Origin of the sequence: Gorillibacterium massiliense (assembly GCF_000455485.1) — a bacterium.
GTDB classification, from domain to species: Bacteria; Bacillota; Bacilli; order Paenibacillales; family NBRC-103111; genus Gorillibacterium; species Gorillibacterium massiliense.
This window is the reverse complement of the sequence record NZ_CBQR020000041.1, coordinates 1-18,150: the sequence shown is the minus strand read 5'-3', so window position 1 is coordinate 18,150 and position 18,150 is coordinate 1. Positions and strand designations below refer to the sequence as shown.

The window sequence follows — 18,150 nt, the reverse complement described above, 5'->3', positions numbered from 1 at the left end:
CCCTCACAAGTCATCACCACCCGCGGAACTGGCTCTTCGTCCCGGGAAACGGTTGATTTTTTTCTATTGTAAGGAAGGAAATGGAAATAATAAAGAACGATTTGCCGCGAAATCCAAGTGCGGGAACCCGTCAAGATAAGAACATCAGGAGCGATGATTAGGATACCAAGTAAGTTGAATAAGTTTTATATTTTGTTGCAAATACAACAATATTGCATTATTGTATTTATGAAAAGCCAGTGGATGGTATAAGAAAGGATGGGACTGCCTATATGAAGGAAATCCTACGAGAAATTGGAATGATCGCCAGGGCATTAGATTCCATCAGCAATATCGAATTCATTGAATGTGATCTTACAAAAGGGCAGTATTTATACCTTGTTCGAATATGCGAAAACCCAGGAATCATTCAAGAAAAGGTAGCTGAAACGATTAAAGTTGACCGTACAACCGCAGCCCGTGCCATACAGAAGCTTGAAATGAACGGTTTTATAGAAAAGAAAGAGGATGAACACAACAAAAAAATAAAAAAACTCTTTCCAACCGAAAAAGGGGAGAAGGTATATCCTTTTATAAAAAGAGAAAATGATCATTCGAATCGTATCGCTTTGGCTGGATTTTCCGAAGGAGAAGAAGAGACCCTTTTTAAACTTCTACAAAGAGTCAGAAAAAACATAGAAGTCGACTGGGAATTCGTAAAAAAGGGTAATAAGAGAAACTATTAATTATATAAAAAGGAGCTTAATATTTTGATGGCAGTAAAAATAGAGAAGTGCAGCCGTGAAGATTTGCAAACACTCCAAGAAATAAGCATTGAGACATTCAACGATACTTTCAAAGATCAGAATTCTGCTGAAAATATGAAGGCCTATTTGGAAAGAGCATTTAACTCTAACCAGTTGGAAAAGGAATTGTCCAATCTCTCTTCGGACTTCATTTTCATCTGGTTCAATGAAGAAGTTGCTGGATACTTAAAAATGAATTGGAATGAGGCTCAATCCGAACAAATGGGTGGTGAGTCACTCGAAATTGAGAGGATTTATATAAGGCACCAATTTCAAAGAAAAGGGCTTGGAAAATATCTAATAAACAAAGCGATGGAAATGGCTGCTCGTCAAAATAAAAAGAAGATTTGGCTGGGAGTTTGGGAAAAGAATGAGAATGCAATGGACTTTTATAAAAAGATGGGTTTTGTTCAAACCGGAGCTCACTCTTTTTTTATGGGTGATGAAGAACAAATTGATTTTATATTGACCAAAACACTGTTATAAAGGCAGAACTAATTCATCGACAAAGAAAAAGTGCCCAATTATAGCTATTGGCTATGCTGATCGGAACCGACCTGCTGCTGGGTCTTCGCAAAAAGCTTGTGTTTGAACAGGACTCGGAATTAGCGTTATAAATCCCCGTCAAGGTCCTTCATCAAACCTTCATGCAAAATCTGTTTGCAGCTTGTATGCTGAAAAAAAGACAATGTAAACGTTAAACGGAGGCTAACGCTATGTATAAAGCGATCATTATCGGAACAGGGCCAGCCGGTCTGACGGCAGCTATTTATTTGGCAAGGGCAAATCTGAATCCTTTGATTATTGAAGGACCGCAGCCCGGCGGACAATTGACGACCACAACGGAGGTTGAGAATTTTCCCGGTTTCCCAGACGGGATCATGGGGCCGGAACTGATGGATAACATGCGCAAACAGGCAGAGCGCTTCGGTGCGGAATTCCGTACCGGCTGGGTCAACTCGGTAGATACATCCAAGAGGCCTTTTACGCTCGTGGTGGAAGGTCACGGAGAACTGCAAACGGAGTCGCTGATCTTGTCTACCGGCGCATCGGCGAAATATTTGGGCATTCCCGGCGAGCAAGAGAACATCGGCCGCGGCGTCAGCACCTGCGCCACCTGTGACGGCTTCTTTTTCCGCAACAAAAAGATCATTGTCGTGGGTGGGGGCGATTCCGCCATGGAAGAAGCCCACTTCCTCACCCGGTTCGCATCCGAAGTGGTGCTGGTACACCGCCGCAGCGAGCTGCGGGCATCCCGGATCATGCAGGATCGGGCACGCAACAATGCTAAAATCACCTGGAGCCTCAACCACACGCCTCTCGAAGTGCTGGCGGGCGAGCGCGGCGTAACCGGCCTGAAGGTGCGAAACAATGAGTCCGGCGAGGATGAAATCATCGCTACCGACGGCATCTTCATCGCCATCGGGCATACGCCGAACACCAAGTTTTTGCAGGATCAACTGCCTACAGACGAGCAAGGCTACCTCTTAGTGAAACCTGGCACTACAGAAACTGGCATCCCCGGCATTTTCGCCTGCGGCGACGTTCAGGATACCCGCTACAAGCAAGCCATCAGCGCAGCAGGGACCGGCTGCATGGCGGCGCTGGATTGCGAACGTTATCTTGAAGCAGCGGAAGATGCGGCCGCAACCGTTACCGCTTAACCGCCTCTTAGCAACTATATCCCATACCATCTCATGCGATAGACGATTAATGGCGCAGCCCTCGGGCTGCGCTTTTTCTCAACTGACAAAACTCGAGAAAATCGGCAGGAGTTGACGAAAGAGCGGAGAATTGTCAAACAAGACGAAATATCTTGTAGAGGCTATTTGCAAAGGGGATAGGTTGCATGCTTGCACATTGCGGTACGAAGCGGATCGAAACGGAAAGACTTCTTTTACGTCCATTTGAGCCTCATGACGCTGAAGACATGCTGATGTATTGGATCAGCGATCCGCTGGTCCAGTCCATGTATTTTGAACCGGTGTACTCTTCCATACCCGAAGTCCAGGAAATGCTGGGGAAGATCATCTCATCCTACAACAAAGACGATTACTATAGATGGGCAATCATCGAAAAAGAAACGCAGATCTGTATCGGTCAAATTGCTTTCTTTCTCGTAGACAGCGGTAATCACTTCGGAGAACTTGAATATTGCATTGGCCAATTGTTTCAACGCAAAGGGTATGCAACGGAAGCGACCAAAGCGGTAGTGGATTACGGCTTCCGTAAAGTGCATTTTCACAAGATTCAAATCTGCCATGCAGATAGCAATTCCGCCTCGAAAGGCGTCATTTCAAAATGCGGATTTACTTATGAAGGGACTTTGCGCGATTATTTCTTTATCGAGGGAAGGTACGCAAGCAGGCTCTATTATTCCATGCTTAGGGATGAATGGGAAGCTCCGGTCGTTTAGTCTGGATAGGCGGATAACGAAAAGAACCTGTATAATAGAGTCGAGGTCGTTCAGTCCAAATAGGGGAGGGTATATATGGGGATCGATAAGCCACAAGCGGAAGCACCATCGCCTGCGAAAGATGAAATGCTCCGGCTGATTTTTGAGAACATCCAGGATATCATCTGCTATTTTTCACCGGACGCTATTTGCCGCTACTGTTCACCTTCCCTTTTTCGTCAAGCTGGTAGAGGAACCCTTTTTGTTAAGGGAATTGATTATAGAGACCTGTGATTTATTCCTGGCTCAAGTCCGGGAAAAAAGCCTCGACATGCAGTTATCCATTGCACCGGAAGCGGATATGACTTACATTGGAGATGCATTGAAGCTCAAGCAGATTCTTACCAATCTCATTGGCAACGCCGTAAAATTTACCGATTCCGGAAGCGTGTGTCTGGAAGTGCGGGTGCATGAAGTTGAAGCGGAGCGGATGAACCTGCATTTTCTCATCAAGGATACTGGGATCGGCATTCCGAAGGATGCTATCAACCAGTTGTTCGAGCCCTTTAATCAGTTGGACAACTTCATGACGCGAAAGACGAAAGGAACCGGCTTGGGGCTTGCCATCAGCAAAAAAACTGGTGGAACGGATGTGCGGACAAATCGGGCTATCGGATACCGATGATCCGGGAACGACCTTTAACTTCACCGTTCCGCTATCGCTTCCAAAAGATGCTGAGAGAATCAGTCCTTTTACCACATATCTTCGATATTATTCTCATGGATATCCGTATGCCGGTGTTGGACGGACTTGATGCAACCAAAGCGATTCGCGGGCTGACCGCTGGCGGCGTCCGTCCCTATATCGTAGCGGTGTCGGCCAATGCTCTTAAGGGAGATCGGGAATCTTATCTGGCCGCAGGCTTGGATGATTGCATCAGCAAACCGGTCAGAACCGATACATTAAATGCTATCATTCATCATTTTAAGCAAGTACGCGCATAATAATGGAGGACGAATATTCTAAATTCAAGGAGGGATTCCCATGAAAATCTCAGTCACTGACGGTGCGATGAACAGCTTTCAAAAGGAATGGGGTGTGAAGGAAGGCGACCATATGCGGGTATTCGTCCGTTACAACGGAGGCGGAAGCGATCCTTTTTGCCTTGGGGTTACCCGGGATCATCCTCAAGACCCTCGCTTGTTAACGGAAAAGCAAGGGATATCTTTTTTCATGGAACAATGGGATTTATGGTCATTAGACGGCAAAGATCTGGAAATCGACGGTGACGGCGAGGATATTTCTTTTCGGATGACGCCCTAATATGCGAAGAGCCGGTGGATTTCCGTCGGCTCTAATCTTCGTTTGAAATTTGGACAAGATTACCCGCCTCATTCGCGAAAAAAACTTCCCATTTTACACCTTTCGATATATAATATATTTATTATTATATTAGAATAATTCTAATTAAGATGTCTTGAAAAGGATGGGATTGTATGTTGAACGATGAATTGCTGGCTAAATTAAACGACCAAATGAATTATGAGTTTTATTCTTCTCAAGTTTATCTTTCCCTTGCCTCCTATTGCGCTTCCGAGAGCTGGGATGGCTTTGCCAACTTCTTTACCGTTCAAGCGGAAGAGGAAAAGTTCCACGGGATGAAGATGTTCCATTTTATCAACGACATGGGCAGCCGCGCCTTGGTCACGGGGATGAAGGATCCTGAGACGGACTTCCGCTCCATTTTGGAAACCTTCGAAACCGCATATGCCCATGAAAAAGAAGTTACCCGCCGCATTTATGAACTCTCCGACATCGCTTTGGGCCAACGGGAGCATGCCACTTTGCAATTCCTAAACTGGTTTATCAGCGAGCAAGTGGAGGAAGAAGCGACCTTCGACAACATTCTGCAAAGGCTGAAACGAATCGGAAACGACAGCCAAACGTTGTTCATTCTCGATGCTGAAATGGCTAAGCGCACTTTCGCACCAGAAGCCGGAGCTTAAACGATATTGCATTGTAACCCTGACCCTCTCAATGGTCAGGGTTTTTATTTGTTTTCCGGAAAAGATTTGGTATAATCTGGACAGGAACAAATGTTTGCACGTGATAACCGTGGGAGTTGATCGTCCGATGAGTCGTTTTGTTTTGAGCAAAGATCAAGCCAGACAGTATTTCATCGTTTATCATCATCTGCATCCTGACTACTGCCTTCGCAATAAGGAAGACATCCTTGAATTCGTACGCCGTGTCGGCTGTATTCAGTTTGATCCTCTTAACGTAGTCGGTGAAAACGCGAATTTGGTGCTTCAGGCGAGAGTGGAGGACTACAGGCCAGCGTTGCTCGCTGAACTCCTCTATCAGGACAGGGAGCTCATCGATTTTTGGGATAAAAACATGGCCATCTGCCTGACAGAGAATTGGCCGTATTACGCCCGCTTTCGCGGTGTATATGCGGGCTGGCTTGAGGAAAATCGGGAGACGGTACAGTTTGTACGTAGGCAGATAGAAGAACATGGCCCCCAGTCTTCCGGAGACTTTGAGTTAAATCATAAAGTGAATTGGTACTACGGAGATACCCGTTTGGCACGAGCCGCATTAGAAGGCATGTATTATTGCGGCGATTTGATCATCCATCATAAACGCGGAGTTCGCAAGTTCTACGATTTGGCGGAACGGCATATCCCTGATGCATATCGCATGGCTGCAGATCCCAATCGTTCAAACGAATCGTATTATGAGTGGTTTGTATTGCAGCGGGTCGGCAGTGTCGGGATGCTATGGAATAAGCCAAGTGATGCCTGGCTGGGAGTGCGGGGTTTTCGCAGCGGGGAGCGAAATCAGGCCTTTCAAGGATTGCTGGAAAAGGGTTATCTGACCGAGATCGAAGTCGATGGCATCGGGCAAACGCTCTACATGCGGACGCAAGATTTGCCGGTTTTGCAGATAGCGTTGGAACGAGCGGCAGAAAGCAAGGAGGTGCGGATTCTCGCGCCTTTGGACAATATGCTTTGGGATCGCAATTTGATTCGCGAGCTGTTTCATTTCGAATACCGTTGGGAGGTTTATAAACCTGCCAAGGAGCGTCAATACGGCTATTACGTGCTGCCTGTTCTCTATGGCAACCGTCTGGTCGCCCGGTTGGAAGCCGAGCACTATAAAGGTAAAGGGCCTCTTGTGATCAAAAATTGGTGGTGGGAGCAAACGATTGAGCCTGATGATCCCATGCGGGCGGCGGTAGAAGCCGGCTTGAACCGGTTCACCCGTTATTTAGGTGCCGCATCGTTTGATCTGCCGCCGTCCTTTTGATACAGTCAAAAGACGAGGTGAGAATGATGATCAAATTAGGCGTTTTGGACCACACCCACATCGGCGAAGGTCGCACGGCAGCTGAAACATTAGAGGAAGCCGTTCAGTTGGCACAAGAAACGGAAAAGCTTGGGTTTTCCCGTTACTGGGTATCCGAGCATCACGGATCACCGTCGCTGGCCTCGTCCAGTCCGGAAATCCTTATTGCCCATTTGGCAGCTCATACTTCGCGCATCCGCGTCGGCTCCGGCGGGATCATGCTTTCCCACTACAGCGCCTATAAAGTCGCAGAAAACTTCCGTCTGTTGGAAGCCCTGTACCCAAACCGCATCGATCTCGGACTGGGACGCGCTCCTGGCGGAATGCCGATATCAACCCGAGCGCTGCAGGCCGGCAAATATAGCGGCGTTGACGTCTATCCGGAGCAAGTGGCAGATCTGACCGGCTATTTGCATGACGCACTGCCACCCGGCCATCCTTTTGCAGCTTTAAAAGCCGCTCCGGTCATCGATACGGCGCCTGAGCTCTGGCTGCTTGGCTCAAGCGACGGCAGCGCGCGGATAGCCGCGTATCAAGGGCTTCCTTTCGCTTATGCCCAATTTTTCGGCGTACCAGGGGGAGAGCGGGCAATGGAGCTTTACCGCAGCCAGTTCCGGCCTTCCTTCCACTATAAGGAGCCGAAAGCTATGGTCGCCGTCATGGCGATTTGCGCAGATACGGAGGAAGAAGCAAACCGGTTGGCTTCCAGTGTCGGGCTGTTTTTTCTCAAGCTGGAGCAGGGGATGGAGTTATCCGCCTATCCGTCGGCTGAAACCGCAATGCATTATCATTATTCGGAATTTGAGCGGGCGCGCCTGGACATGGGCAAGCACCGGAGAGCCGTAGGGACACCCGAACAAGTAAAGGAGCAGTTGACGGCCATCAGCGATTTGTATCAAACTGACGAAATTGTAATCGCATCTCCTATCCATAATTCGCAAGCAAGGCTCCATTCCTATCGGTTAATTGCCGAAGCATTCGACATTTCGACTTGAAGCGGGCCTCGTTTTGGGATATACTTTTCTCGCCTAAAGTGAGAGAAAATTAACCAGTAAGGAGTAGAGTCATGGAAAACGTGCTAGTATTCGGCCACAAAAATCCAGACACGGATACCATTTGTTCCGCTATCGCTTATGCGGAATTGAAGAAAGCGCTGGGATGGAATGCCGAGCCCGTTCGACTGGGCAACATCAACGGCGAAACCCAGTTTGCTCTTGACACCTTCGGCGTTCAGGCACCTCGTTTGATTGAGGCGGCCAGCCCGGAAACGAAAAGCGTCATTTTGGTTGACCATAACGAACGGCAGCAAAGCGTATCGGATATCGACAAGGTGAAAGTGCTGGAGGTCATCGACCACCACCGTATCGCCAATTTCGAAACAAGCGGCCCGCTTTACTACCGCGCCGAGCCTGTGGGTTGCACCGCAACCATTTTAAAAAAGCTGTACAAAGAAAACGGAATCGCCATCAAGAAAGAGATTGCCGGACTTATGCTGTCCGCCATTATTTCGGACTCGCTCTTATTCAAGTCCCCAACCTGTACGGAAGAGGACGTAGCCGCTGCCCGCGAGCTTGCGGTAATCGCCGGAGTGAGCGCCGATAGCTACGGTCTGGATATGCTGAAAGCCGGTGCGGATCTCAGCGATAAAACCGTCGCCCAACTGATCACTCTCGATTCGAAGGAATTTACCATGGGCAACGTTAAGGTAGAGATCGCTCAAGTCAATGCGGTTGACACCAATGACGTTCTGTCTCGTCAAGCTGAAATTGAAGCGGCTTTGAACGACATTATTGCCGCTAAGGGGCTCGACCTGTTTGTCTTCGTTGTGACGGATATCTTGAACAATGATTCCGTGGTCCTCTCCTTGGGTAAGGAAGCGAAAGCAGTAGAACAAGCGTACAACGTAACCTTGGAAGACGGCAAAGCAACGCTGAAGGGCGTCGTTTCCCGCAAGTCGCAGGTCGTGCCTGTGCTGACCGATCTTTTCACGAAATAATAAAACGCATCGCGATACCTATAACCCGGTTGGACCTTTTCGGTCCTCCGGGTTATTTTCCGTTTTTTGGGGATAATACGCCGTAGATATAGCCAAAAAAGGGATGGGGAGGAAGAGCGATGCACTTTTGGGGACAGAAGCTGTTGGTCAAACTTATCGAAGCCGCCTCGACCGCAAATCGGCAGAAACCTAATGAAGCGGTGGCAGCTTCCGTCGATCGCCGGAATTCCCCAAACGATTCCCTCGGCGAACATGAAGGGTTGGAAGCGCTGCGGAAGCAGTTAACTGGCATCGCCGACGTCGTATTCCAAACCGGGAAGACCGTAAAGGGAACGACGTTCACCCTCGTCTACGTGGAAACGATCACCGACAAGAAGGCGTTGCGTGAATCGCTGCTGCAGCCGCTTCTCTATCAGCCGGAAACGGTAAGCGGCCAAGATTTGGACCCTTCCGCACTCGCTTTGACTTCCACATCCGTTGGTACGAATGCCACGGAAAGAATCGTTTTCGCCATGATGGAGGGGAAAACCGCGGTTTTCAGCGCAAAGCGGGTGCTTCTGTTCGACTTAAAAAACATCCAGTCCCGGGGGATCGCCGAAGCCCGCAATGAAATGGTCATCGTCGGCCCGCAGGAAGGGTTTAACGAAAATCCGGAAGACAATTTGAGTCTGTTACGCGGGATTTTGCAACATCCGGATCTCAAAGTGGAGAAATTTATTTTAGGCAGGTACACAAGAACTCAAGCTTTTTTGATATACATCGAAAAAATTGGTAACGTCCAGGTACTGGAAGAAATCCGTGGGAAGCTGCAGACGATCGACCGTGATGCGGTCATGGGAGCGAGCCTGGTTATCGAATACTTGGAAAACTATCCGTTTTCACCGTTTCCGGAGCTTCAGTATACGGAACGGCCGGATACGCTTGCAGCATCGCTTCTTGAAGGACGCATCGGCCTGTTGGTCAGCGGTACGCCGAACGCTATTATCGCTCCTGTCAGCTTTTTCACTCTTATGCAAAGTGCGGAGGATTACTATCAGCGGTTTTTATCGGCAAGCTGGATAAGATGGATCCGCTACTTTTTCGTGTTGGTATCCTTTTTGTTTCCGTCCGTGTATGTAGCCATCACGACCTTTCATCCGGAACTGCTGCCGGCGTCCCTGCTGCTCACCATTGCCGCCGCCCGGGAAAACATTCCTTTTTCGTCGTTAATCGAAGCGTTCATCATGGAAATCACCTTCGAGGCGCTGAGGGAAGCCGGGATCCGGATACCGAAGCCCATCGGCCAGACCATCTCGATCCTTGGAGCCATCATCATCGGCCAAACCGCCATTCAAACAGGCATCGTTTCCGCGCCGACCGTTATCGTCGTATCTATGACCGGCATCGCTACGTTTATCATTCCGCATTATGAACTGGGTCTCTCGTTCCGCATGCTTCGTTTTCCCGTCCTCCTCCTCGGGGGAACGTTGGGGCTTCTCGGCGTCATTCTCGCCGTTTTCCTGATATATTTGCATATGGTCCATTTGAAATCCTTTGGGAGCCCTTATATGGCACCGTTATCGCCTTTGACGACAGACGGCATGAAAGACGTTTTCATACGCGCCAACTGGCGGGCGATGGACAAGCGCCCCAAAGTATTTGGTACCGGAAATTTGAAGCGAACCTCAAGAAAGAAATGAACGTAGATGAGGGGTTGCCATGAGGAAAACCGTCGGGCTAATGCTTCTAACGCTTATTGTTCTGGTCCAGGGCGGCTGCCAGCAAGGGGCGGACTTCAATAACCGAGCTTTCGCCACAGGTCTTTTCGTGGATCGGACAAAGGATGGCCAAGTGGAAATGACCCTTGCTTTTCCGCTGGTTAACCGCCTCGGAGTGGGGTTGCCCGGCAGCTCCGGCTCCCAAACGGGAAAACCGTTCGCAGGCGTCACTAAAATTGCACCCACTTTGTCGGAAGCCGCCTATGCCATACAGCTGGATTTATCGCGGAGGATATCCTGGGGGCACACCCGGGTGGTCGTCATCGGTCAGGACTATGCCAAAAGCGGTATCAATGACTTATTGGAATGGATCGTGCGTCTGCCTTCCTTTCACATGCAATCTTATGTGCTCGTCGCCCCGGGAAAAGCAAGGTCCATTTTGGAACTTACACCGGTTTTCGAAAGGACGGCAGTGGAAGCGCTGCTGAAGATTTTGAAACAAAATATCGTTCTGGACACTAATATTCTGGCTTTCGTGTCATCCAGTCCCTATACCGATACGGCCGTATCCAATTTAACTGTAGGGAATGTCAAAATGATCAGCGAGAACAACAAGAGAAGCCCCTGGGTCGGTACCTCCGGTGCTGTGCTGTTTCGCAATAATCGGATGGTCGGCAGCGTCAACCGTGATCAGGCTATCGCTCTTTCGCTGTTTTCCACCCCTTCGCCCCTCGACCTTTATTCCGTTCCGAAAGGAAAATCGAATGAAATCTTCAGCGCCCGATTATATGAAACGAATACGAAAATCGAAACGAAAAAAGATGGGGAACACATCCATTTCCGGTTAAAGGTGAGAGGCCACGCGATGTTATCACAAGTAAAAACACCGCTTAACCTGTTTAACCGCGAAACTCTAAACAGCATGGACGAAAAATTGAGCCAAAGAGTGAAAAGCCTGTTGGACCAAGCGATTCGGGAATCCAGGGAAAAAGAAGCGGACGTGCTGGGACTGGGGAATTACGTGGAATGGCGGTATCCGGATTATTGGGGAAAGATCAAGAATAATTGGCGGCAAGAGTATGGCAAAGGGGTCGAGATCGAGTCGGATGTGAAGCTGGAAATCAAGCATAGGGGAGAAGAGAATAACCCGATCTGGATGAACGAGGGGTGAACCGGCTTGAAAATCGCGCTTTTTATCATCTTTTATGCCGTGCTTGCTTACTACGAATACCGGACATCGGTCAAGAAGGAAAAAGGCTCGTGCAAAAGCATCGCTGCCGTGTGGGTTGCAGCGCTCTTGTATCAGCTTACCGTCCTGCCATTCTACAGAACCATGAACCCGATGATTCTTATTAATTGGACCTTCGGCTGGGTGGATCACTGGCTAAAATTCTAACGATCAGGGTGATGTTGTGGATCTCCGTCATTTGAACCGCGGTCAAATTTTCCGGCTTTGGACGCTGCAGCTGGCTTCGACTCCCATTGCGTTCATGGTTTCGCCAATCATCAAGTTGGCAGGTTATCAAGGTTGGGTAGGTATTTCCTTGGCGATGCTATTCGGTCTTGGTATCGGATACTTCGCCCTTCGGACGGCCCGCCTGAATCCGGAGCGGAATTGGGTTCAATTCGGCCACTCCATCGTTGGCAAGCCTTTACATATTTTGTGCGTTTGCTTGGTTCTGTTTTTCATGACGTTCATCAACGCCCTCAATATCATGAGCTTCACGGAATTTTTCAGTTCCGTTTACTTGCGGGAGACATCAACGCCGGTCATTGCCTGGGCCGTCGGTATCACGGTCTTGTTTGCCGCCCGCAGTGGATTGATGTCCATCTCTTACGTTGCGGACGGTTTCTTCATTCTGACTGCACTGTGTTCAATTCTGATCGGCACCTTCATTACGAAAAAAGTGAATTTCGACATGCTCATCGCATTCGTCAACCATTACGACATGAATGGCATCATGAAATCGGCTCTTTTTACTTCCAGCTGGGCGGGAGAATTTTTTCTCTTCCTGCTTTTTTATCCCGCTATTCAAAACAAAAAACACGCCTTCTTAACCATGTCGGTAACGGGTATCATCACAGCGGTGTTTCTTATCATTTATTGGATGGTTTGCATCCTAATCCTGGGCCTACGGTTGCCGACCTTCTTGGAATATCCGATGCTCAATGTCATCCAGGCGGTCCATATTGGCGATCCTCTGGATAACATTGATCCACTCCTTCTGTCGATCTGGTCTACGGCCCTGCTGGTTAAGACTAGCCTATTCCTGTTCCTAACAGCACAAGGAGTCGCCCATTTGATGAATAAAAACGATCATCGACCCTTTGTCGTACCCATGGCGATATTCATGATGATCCTTGCCTACATTATGGACAAAAATGCTCCGATGACGTACAAATTCAGCACTGAGGCATTTATGAGCTCCATCGAGTGCATTCCCATCCTCTACCTGATCGTTTATGCTCTGCGGAAGAAGCTGTCCAAAGCATATACCCTGGAGCGACAGGCGGATTCGACTCGCTAAGTAGTAAGAAATCAAGAAGAGGAAGATCTCCAGACTGTGATGCCCGGAACCTTTTGGTTCCGGTTTTTTCGGGTTATGAGATGGAAGCTGTTTGTTAGATTGATGGAATCGACGACCTGTAATCGGCATACCTTTCGTGGGTTATGGACATTTTGACCAATGAACTCGATATGGGTTTTACTTTGTGTCTAATGTGTCCGGCATAACACACGTGTATGATGTAATAAAATGTAACACACCACAAGGTAAATGATGATCGAGGGTGAATGTGCGTCAAGTTAACTGATGAGGAAGGGGGTTCGGGGAAAATGACCTTGACCATGGTACCTGAGATTGAACTGAATGATGTCACCATGAAATATCGAACAGCAGCCTCTGATGTGCTAGCTGTTGATCACGTCAGCCTGAACATCGGAAAAGGCGAGTTCGTTTCCCTGCTAGGTCCTTCCGGCTGCGGCAAGACGACGCTATTGCGGCTGATGGCGGACCTTCTGGCTCCGTCTGACGGTACGCTGAAAATAGCAGGGAGATCGGCCAAAGAAGCGAGGCTGGCCCGGAAGTACGGCATTGTTTTCCAAAGTCCGGTGCTGTATGACTGGCGGAAGGTCAAGCATAATATCACCTTGCCCCTGGAAATGATGGGGGTAAGCAAAGCCGCAAGAATGCAGAAAGCCGAGGTATTGTTGGATTTGGTTGGTTTATCCGGCTTTGGCGACAAATATCCGTGGCAGCTTAGCGGAGGGATGCAGCAGAGGGTGGCCATCGCTCGCGCACTCTCCATCGAACCGGAAATTTTGCTGATGGATGAGCCTTTTTCTGCGCTAGACGAATTTTCCAGAGAGTATTTGAATGAAGAGCTGCTGCGCATTTGGAGCAATGTAAAAAGCACCGTCGTTTTTGTTACCCACAGCATCCCGGAAGCTGTTTTTCTCTCCGATCGTATCTTTGTCTTATCTCCTCATCCTGGCCGGCTCTCCGCCGTCGTCGACATCCCCCTCCCAAGACCGCGAACGAAAGAATTACGGAATCACCCCGATTATTTCAAGCTCATTGCTGACATCCGCGACCGTTTCGAAGGAGTGTGACGGATGAAAAACTTCAGCTTAGCGCCAACCCGTTCCGTCGCTGTATTTTTGGCATGGGTCTTGTCCCTTGCAATCCTATGGGAAGCTGCATCCTGGCTCATGTTGAACGCGGCTCATGCCCCGATGGCTCAATCCAAGCTGCCCTATTTGCATGAAGTTTTGCGGACATTCGGCAAATACGGCGACACCTTGTTGAAGGAAGGGGGAGCTACTTTTACCAATGCCGCATTAGGTTTCGTTTTTGGTGCTACCGCCGGTGTCTTGCTGGCCGTACTCATGAGCCTATCGAAGCGCATCGAAGAGCTGGCTTTCCCCTACGCCGTCGCTTCCCAGATGATCCCGATACTAGGGCTAGCGCCAATCCTATATGGGATCGTTCGTGACGAACAAGCGGCGCGGGTCATCATCGCCGGTTATATTACCTTTTTCCCGGTATCTCTTAACATGCTGCGGGGACTGCGCAGTACCCAACCTGCCGCTTTGGAATTGATGCATTCGTATGCGGCGAAGCCGTGGGAGATTTATTGGAAGCTGCGCTTTCCTGCAGCTCTTCCCGGATTATTCAGCGGACTGAAGATTGCCGCACCGCTGGCGGTAACCGGCGCCATTCTTGTGGAATTGATGGGAGCCCAGCACGGCATCGGCGTCATCATGCTGCGTAACCTGTACTATGGTCCGTCCCATGTCTACATGTTCTGGTCTACCGTATTGACCGGTGCGCTATTAGGGGTCTTTTGCTATGCTGTCACCGGCTTGGCAGAGCGGCTGGCGGCTCCTTGGCAACCTGAATTCCGCCCCCACGGAGGTGACCGGTCTTGAGTGAGCCGCAAACTAACATAGCTGGAACGACAGTTTCCCCAAATTCCGCCATGCCGATGATTAAAGCCGTTAAGCCGATGAGTGAGGCCGATCTGCTTGATGAAAGAGAGGAAGTGGAGGGACGGGCTAAGAAGGGGACTTCACGCTCAATCTCTAAACTCCTGGCAGCGACCCTTGGAAGGGGCAGCCGAATCTGGCTTCCCGCCATCGCCGGTTTATTGTTTCTTGGCCTTTGGGAAGGCAAAGTTTTTCATCGCTTGTTTCACTTGAAAACCTATCAACTGCCTATTCCATCTGCTATCGTATCCGCAGCGAACGAAAATGCGTCCGTGCTGGCGGCTTATGCTGGATATACGCTAAGCGAAGCGGTACTCGGCATGCTCCTCGGTTCGGCCGTCGGCTTCCTCCTTGCCTTGGTCGCTATCGCCTGGCCGAAATGGGCTGGCGGCAGTATATTGCTGGTCGCCGCCGTCAATGCCGTTCCCATCGTCGCTTTGGCACCGATCATGAACTTGTGGTTTGGCGACGGCATCGGCTCACGAATCGCCATCGTCACTTTAACCACTATGGCGGCCATGGCTATAAACGCTCACAAAGGGATGAGCATAGTAGACCCGTTAGCCCTTGACTTGATGCATTCTTACGCCGCGAAAAAGTACGAAGTGTTCCGTTATTTACGCATTGTCAACAGCTTACCGTATTTATTTACGGCATTAAAGATCAATACAACCGCCAGTATGATCGGAGCGATTGTCGGTGAATTTTTCTTTTCCTCCAAAGGGCTGGGCTATCTGCTTTCCAATTCCATCAAAGTAGCAAAAATGCCTGTGGGCTGGTCCTGCATCGTCGTCGCCGCGATTGCGGGGGTCATGTTTTATCTGCTGGTGGAACGGCTGGAGCGAGTGTTCATTCGCTGGCATCCGTCAGGCAAACCCTGATCCACAGCCGGTTGCTGCCGGTCGCCGCTGATCCTGCGGATATCTGCCGATCGTCTCAGCCGATTACATAGTCCCGCATATGCGAGATTTGCTGTGAGCTGTTTTGAAAAAATGAAAAGGAAAAGGGAGAGATGAACCATGGGAAAGAAGAAGAGAGGGTTCCGTGGAGCGGCGCCGCTCGTATTGGCCCTGCTGCTGAGTCTTGCAGCTGCATTGTCCGCCTGCGGGGATTCCGGCAAGTCTGGGGATAAAGCGGCAGTACCTGTGAAGCTGCAGTTGAAATGGGTGCCGCAAGCTCAATTTGCCGGCTACTTCGTCGCTCTGGACAAAGGCTATTACAAAGATGAAGGATTGGATGTCACGATTCTCCCCGGCGGGCCGGACATCGTTCCGGAACAACAAGTAGCAAATGGTGCGGCGGATATCGGCGTCGATTGGGTGGCAAGTCTGCTCGCTCACCAGGAGCAAGGGCTGCCTCTTGTGGAGATCGCGCAAATCTATCAAAAGAGCGGAATAGTATTAGTGTCGAAGAAATCGTCAGGCATCGCCACCCCAGCGGATTTGAAAGGAAAGAAAGTGGGCAACTGGATGGGCGGCAACGAGTTTGAAGTGCTCGCGCTTTTCGATAAATACAAACTGGATTCCAACAAAGATTTAAGCTTCGTCAAGCAAGGCTTCACCATGGATCAATTCCTATCCGGAGAGCTGGACGCGGCTTCAGCTATGACTTATAACGAATACCAGGTTGCACTTGAGCAAGGGATCCCGGCAAGCGATCTCTCCGTCATCGACATGAACAGCGAAGGCGTCGCCATGCTGGAGGATAACCTGTTTGCCAACAAGGAATGGCTGGATAAAAACAAGGACACCGCCGCGAAGTTCATCCGCGCTTCTTTGAAAGGCTGGAAGGACGCCATTGCCAAACCGGAAGAAGCCGTAGACATCGTCTTGAAAAAAGTCGAGGATGGCAGCACCAGCAAGGATCATCAGGTAAAAATGATGGAGGAAGTCGCGAAGCTGATTGCCCCTAGCGGCTTTGATCTTTCCAAGCTGGGCTATATTGACAACGCCGCGTTCAAACAAACGGCGGATATCGCCTTCAAGTTCGGTGTGATCAAGAAGGAAGCGGACTTGAAGTCGGCGTACACCAACGAAATCGTGGAAATGGCAGCGAAATAGCGGGTGGATTCGTAATTGATCCGAACTGAGATACTGGAGATGAGATTGCATGGATATGGTAAAAATCGGCCTCATTCAAGCGAAGCACGAACTTAGCGGTGACGAGTCAGTGGAGGCACACAAAGACGCGGCTGTAGAGAAGCACATCCGTCTGGTGCGGGAAGCCGCAGCAAACGGCGCGAAAATCATATGCCTGCAAGAGATCTTCTTCGGACCCTATTTTTGTGCCGAACAAACGCCAAAATGGTATGCGGCTGCAGAAGAAGTTCCCGGCGGTCCGACTATCCGGAAATTTCAAGAGCTGGCCAAAGATTTGGCGGTAGTGCTCATCTTGCCCGTTTACGAAGTGGAGGGCATCGGCGTTTATTACAATACCGCCGCCGTCATCGATGCGGACGGAACCTATCTCGGAAAATACCGAAAGCATCACATCCCTCACGTAGGAGCCGGAGACAAAGGGTATGGCTTTTGGGAAAAGTATTATTTCAAGCCCGGTAATCTGGGCTATCCCGTATTTGATACGGCATATGCTAAGGTGGGCGTCTACATCTGTTACGACCGCCATTTTCCAGAGGGGGCACGGATTCTAGGCTTGAACGGGGCGGAGATCGTATTCAACCCTTCCGCCACTGTCGAAGGCACATCCGAATACCTGTGGAAACTGGAGCAGCCCGCCCACGCCGTCGCTAACGGCTATTATGTGGCAGCCATAAACCGGGTGGGAGTGGAAGAGCCTTGGAGCATGGGCGAGTTTTATGGGCAGTCCTACCTGGCTAATCCACGGGGTGAGATTGTCGCCATCGGCAGCCGGGATCAAGATGAGGTTGTCATCGGAGAGATGAGCAAATCGAAGATTCGCGAGGCAAGAGAAAGCTGGGCATTCTACCGGGACCGAAGGCCGGAGTCTTATCAGGAACTGGCCCGGCCATAAAAAAATCATCTATCGATATACATTCAAAGAAGCCAGACCGCGTTTAGAGGATGCTTTTCTTGCGATATCAGGAAGTCTCGGCTTCGAAGTTTAGACTTTCTGATATCTAAAAAAAAATCAGGACAGGAGCGATGACGGTGACAGAGACGCGAGAAGCCGATGTGAGGAAGATCGCCAACCGGATAGGCGGGAAATGGGCAGCCCCATCTTCACCCCACTATGAAGAGGTATATAACCCGGCTACCGGTAAAGTCATCGCCAGCGTTCCTTTGTCCGGAGAGGCCGATATCAAGCAGGCGGTAACGGTGGCAAGCGCCGCATACGAAATCTGGCGTGGAGTTCCCTCTCCCCGGCGGGCGCGTTGTCTTTTCCGTTACCAGCAGTTATTGATGGAGCACACCGATGAACTGGCGGCAATCATCACGACGGAAAACGGAAAAAACCTCGA

At 49.7% G+C, this 18,150-nt stretch carries 22 protein-coding genes; all 22 read left to right on the top strand.

The window, feature by feature from the left end; translation table 11 throughout:
• Window positions 1-272 precede the first annotated feature (272 nt).
• Entirely contained in the window at window positions 273-725 is a 453-nt protein-coding gene (locus TJ79_RS04770; RefSeq protein WP_040949156.1) for a MarR family winged helix-turn-helix transcriptional regulator, read from the top strand.
• Between the two features lie 27 nt (window positions 726-752).
• Window positions 753-1,271: a spermidine/spermine N(1)-acetyltransferase gene (paiA, locus tag TJ79_RS04765; RefSeq protein WP_040949155.1), complete on the top strand. Its 519-nt coding sequence runs from the start codon at window positions 753-755 to the stop codon at window positions 1,269-1,271.
• A 230-nt stretch (window positions 1,272-1,501) separates the two neighbouring features.
• On the top strand, window positions 1,502-2,449 hold the full coding sequence (trxB, locus tag TJ79_RS04760) for a thioredoxin-disulfide reductase (protein ID WP_040949154.1): 948 nt from the start codon (window positions 1,502-1,504) through the stop codon (window positions 2,447-2,449).
• Window positions 2,450-2,634: 185 nt separating this feature from the next.
• On the top strand, window positions 2,635-3,201 hold the full coding sequence (locus TJ79_RS04755) for a GNAT family N-acetyltransferase (RefSeq protein ID WP_040949153.1): 567 nt from the start codon (window positions 2,635-2,637) through the stop codon (window positions 3,199-3,201).
• A gap of 75 nt (window positions 3,202-3,276) precedes the next feature.
• Window positions 3,277-3,474 carry a hypothetical protein gene (locus TJ79_RS04750; protein WP_040949152.1) on the top strand — a complete coding sequence of 66 codons (198 nt, stop codon included), beginning with the start codon at window positions 3,277-3,279 and terminating at the stop codon, window positions 3,472-3,474.
• A gap of 37 nt (window positions 3,475-3,511) precedes the next feature.
• A complete protein-coding gene (locus TJ79_RS04745; protein ID WP_040949151.1) occupies window positions 3,512-3,865 on the top strand; it encodes an ATP-binding protein in 354 nt (117 codons plus the stop codon).
• Window positions 3,862-4,185: a response regulator gene (locus tag TJ79_RS04740; protein ID WP_040949150.1), complete on the top strand. Its 324-nt coding sequence runs from the start codon at window positions 3,862-3,864 to the stop codon at window positions 4,183-4,185. Before TJ79_RS04745 ends, TJ79_RS04740 begins: the two co-directional genes overlap by 4 nt.
• Window positions 4,186-4,225: 40 nt before the next feature.
• On the top strand, window positions 4,226-4,504 hold the full coding sequence (locus TJ79_RS04735) for a HesB/YadR/YfhF family protein (RefSeq protein ID WP_040949149.1): 279 nt from the start codon (window positions 4,226-4,228) through the stop codon (window positions 4,502-4,504).
• A 173-nt stretch (window positions 4,505-4,677) separates the two neighbouring features.
• The gene (locus tag TJ79_RS04730) at window positions 4,678-5,187 is read left to right on the top strand and encodes a ferritin (RefSeq protein WP_040949148.1); all 510 of its coding nucleotides are present in this window, start codon (window positions 4,678-4,680) and stop codon (window positions 5,185-5,187) included.
• 127 nt (window positions 5,188-5,314) lie between these two features.
• Window positions 5,315-6,490 (top strand): winged helix-turn-helix domain-containing protein, encoded by a 1,176-nt coding sequence (locus TJ79_RS04725; RefSeq protein WP_040949147.1) that lies wholly within the window; start codon window positions 5,315-5,317, stop codon window positions 6,488-6,490.
• A 26-nt stretch (window positions 6,491-6,516) separates the two neighbouring features.
• Window positions 6,517-7,524: an LLM class flavin-dependent oxidoreductase gene (locus TJ79_RS04720; protein WP_040949146.1), complete on the top strand. Its 1,008-nt coding sequence runs from the start codon at window positions 6,517-6,519 to the stop codon at window positions 7,522-7,524.
• A 71-nt stretch (window positions 7,525-7,595) separates the two neighbouring features.
• Window positions 7,596-8,525: a manganese-dependent inorganic pyrophosphatase gene (locus tag TJ79_RS04715; protein ID WP_040949145.1), complete on the top strand. Its 930-nt coding sequence runs from the start codon at window positions 7,596-7,598 to the stop codon at window positions 8,523-8,525.
• A 119-nt stretch (window positions 8,526-8,644) separates the two neighbouring features.
• On the top strand, window positions 8,645-10,204 hold the full coding sequence (locus TJ79_RS04710; protein ID WP_081756706.1) for a spore germination protein: 1,560 nt from the start codon (window positions 8,645-8,647) through the stop codon (window positions 10,202-10,204).
• Window positions 10,205-10,223: 19 nt separating this feature from the next.
• The gene (locus tag TJ79_RS25700) at window positions 10,224-11,393 is read left to right on the top strand and encodes a Ger(x)C family spore germination protein (protein WP_052339272.1); all 1,170 of its coding nucleotides are present in this window, start codon (window positions 10,224-10,226) and stop codon (window positions 11,391-11,393) included.
• 6 nt (window positions 11,394-11,399) lie between these two features.
• Window positions 11,400-11,618: a hypothetical protein gene (locus TJ79_RS04700; RefSeq protein ID WP_040949144.1), complete on the top strand. Its 219-nt coding sequence runs from the start codon at window positions 11,400-11,402 to the stop codon at window positions 11,616-11,618.
• Between the two features lie 16 nt (window positions 11,619-11,634).
• Window positions 11,635-12,750 (top strand): GerAB/ArcD/ProY family transporter, encoded by a 1,116-nt coding sequence (locus TJ79_RS04695; RefSeq protein WP_040949143.1) that lies wholly within the window; start codon window positions 11,635-11,637, stop codon window positions 12,748-12,750.
• A 308-nt stretch (window positions 12,751-13,058) separates the two neighbouring features.
• Window positions 13,059-13,835 carry an ABC transporter ATP-binding protein gene (locus tag TJ79_RS04690; RefSeq protein ID WP_081756705.1) on the top strand — a complete coding sequence of 259 codons (777 nt, stop codon included), beginning with the start codon at window positions 13,059-13,061 and terminating at the stop codon, window positions 13,833-13,835.
• A gap of 3 nt (window positions 13,836-13,838) precedes the next feature.
• Window positions 13,839-14,654 (top strand): ABC transporter permease, encoded by an 816-nt coding sequence (locus tag TJ79_RS04685; RefSeq protein ID WP_040949142.1) that lies wholly within the window; start codon window positions 13,839-13,841, stop codon window positions 14,652-14,654.
• Window positions 14,651-15,592, top strand: a complete 942-nt coding sequence (locus TJ79_RS04680) for an ABC transporter permease (protein ID WP_238322794.1) — start codon at window positions 14,651-14,653, stop codon at window positions 15,590-15,592. The genes TJ79_RS04685 and TJ79_RS04680 overlap by 4 nt, the downstream gene beginning before the upstream one ends.
• 138 nt (window positions 15,593-15,730) lie before the next feature.
• On the top strand, window positions 15,731-16,771 hold the full coding sequence (locus TJ79_RS04675) for an ABC transporter substrate-binding protein (RefSeq protein WP_040949141.1): 1,041 nt from the start codon (window positions 15,731-15,733) through the stop codon (window positions 16,769-16,771).
• Window positions 16,772-16,820: 49 nt separating this feature from the next.
• Window positions 16,821-17,702: a nitrilase-related carbon-nitrogen hydrolase gene (locus tag TJ79_RS04670; protein WP_040949140.1), complete on the top strand. Its 882-nt coding sequence runs from the start codon at window positions 16,821-16,823 to the stop codon at window positions 17,700-17,702.
• Window positions 17,703-17,839: 137 nt separating this feature from the next.
• The coding region (locus TJ79_RS04665) for an aldehyde dehydrogenase family protein (RefSeq protein ID WP_040949139.1) at window positions 17,840-18,150 on the top strand (311 nt) is incomplete at its 3' end.

Coding starts and splice junctions, on each gene's coding strand:
- TJ79_RS04690 (WP_081756705.1), top strand. CDS start 13,059: ATGACCTTGACCATGGTACCTGAGATTGAACTGAATGATGTCACCATG.
- TJ79_RS25700 (WP_052339272.1), top strand. CDS start 10,224: ATGAGGAAAACCGTCGGGCTAATGCTTCTAACGCTTATTGTTCTGGTC.
- TJ79_RS04670 (WP_040949140.1), top strand. CDS start 16,821: ATGGATATGGTAAAAATCGGCCTCATTCAAGCGAAGCACGAACTTAGC.
- trxB (WP_040949154.1), top strand. CDS start 1,502: ATGTATAAAGCGATCATTATCGGAACAGGGCCAGCCGGTCTGACGGCA.
- TJ79_RS04710 (WP_081756706.1), top strand. CDS start 8,645: ATGCACTTTTGGGGACAGAAGCTGTTGGTCAAACTTATCGAAGCCGCC.
- TJ79_RS04755 (WP_040949153.1), top strand. CDS start 2,635: ATGCTTGCACATTGCGGTACGAAGCGGATCGAAACGGAAAGACTTCTT.
- TJ79_RS04770 (WP_040949156.1), top strand. CDS start 273: ATGAAGGAAATCCTACGAGAAATTGGAATGATCGCCAGGGCATTAGAT.
- TJ79_RS04725 (WP_040949147.1), top strand. CDS start 5,315: ATGAGTCGTTTTGTTTTGAGCAAAGATCAAGCCAGACAGTATTTCATC.
- paiA (WP_040949155.1), top strand. CDS start 753: ATGGCAGTAAAAATAGAGAAGTGCAGCCGTGAAGATTTGCAAACACTC.
- TJ79_RS04720 (WP_040949146.1), top strand. CDS start 6,517: ATGATCAAATTAGGCGTTTTGGACCACACCCACATCGGCGAAGGTCGC.
- TJ79_RS04685 (WP_040949142.1), top strand. CDS start 13,839: ATGAAAAACTTCAGCTTAGCGCCAACCCGTTCCGTCGCTGTATTTTTG.
- TJ79_RS04675 (WP_040949141.1), top strand. CDS start 15,731: ATGGGAAAGAAGAAGAGAGGGTTCCGTGGAGCGGCGCCGCTCGTATTG.
- TJ79_RS04740 (WP_040949150.1), top strand. CDS start 3,862: ATGATCCGGGAACGACCTTTAACTTCACCGTTCCGCTATCGCTTCCAA.
- TJ79_RS04745 (WP_040949151.1), top strand. CDS start 3,512: ATGCAGTTATCCATTGCACCGGAAGCGGATATGACTTACATTGGAGAT.
- TJ79_RS04750 (WP_040949152.1), top strand. CDS start 3,277: ATGGGGATCGATAAGCCACAAGCGGAAGCACCATCGCCTGCGAAAGAT.
- TJ79_RS04735 (WP_040949149.1), top strand. CDS start 4,226: ATGAAAATCTCAGTCACTGACGGTGCGATGAACAGCTTTCAAAAGGAA.
- TJ79_RS04715 (WP_040949145.1), top strand. CDS start 7,596: ATGGAAAACGTGCTAGTATTCGGCCACAAAAATCCAGACACGGATACC.
- TJ79_RS04730 (WP_040949148.1), top strand. CDS start 4,678: ATGTTGAACGATGAATTGCTGGCTAAATTAAACGACCAAATGAATTAT.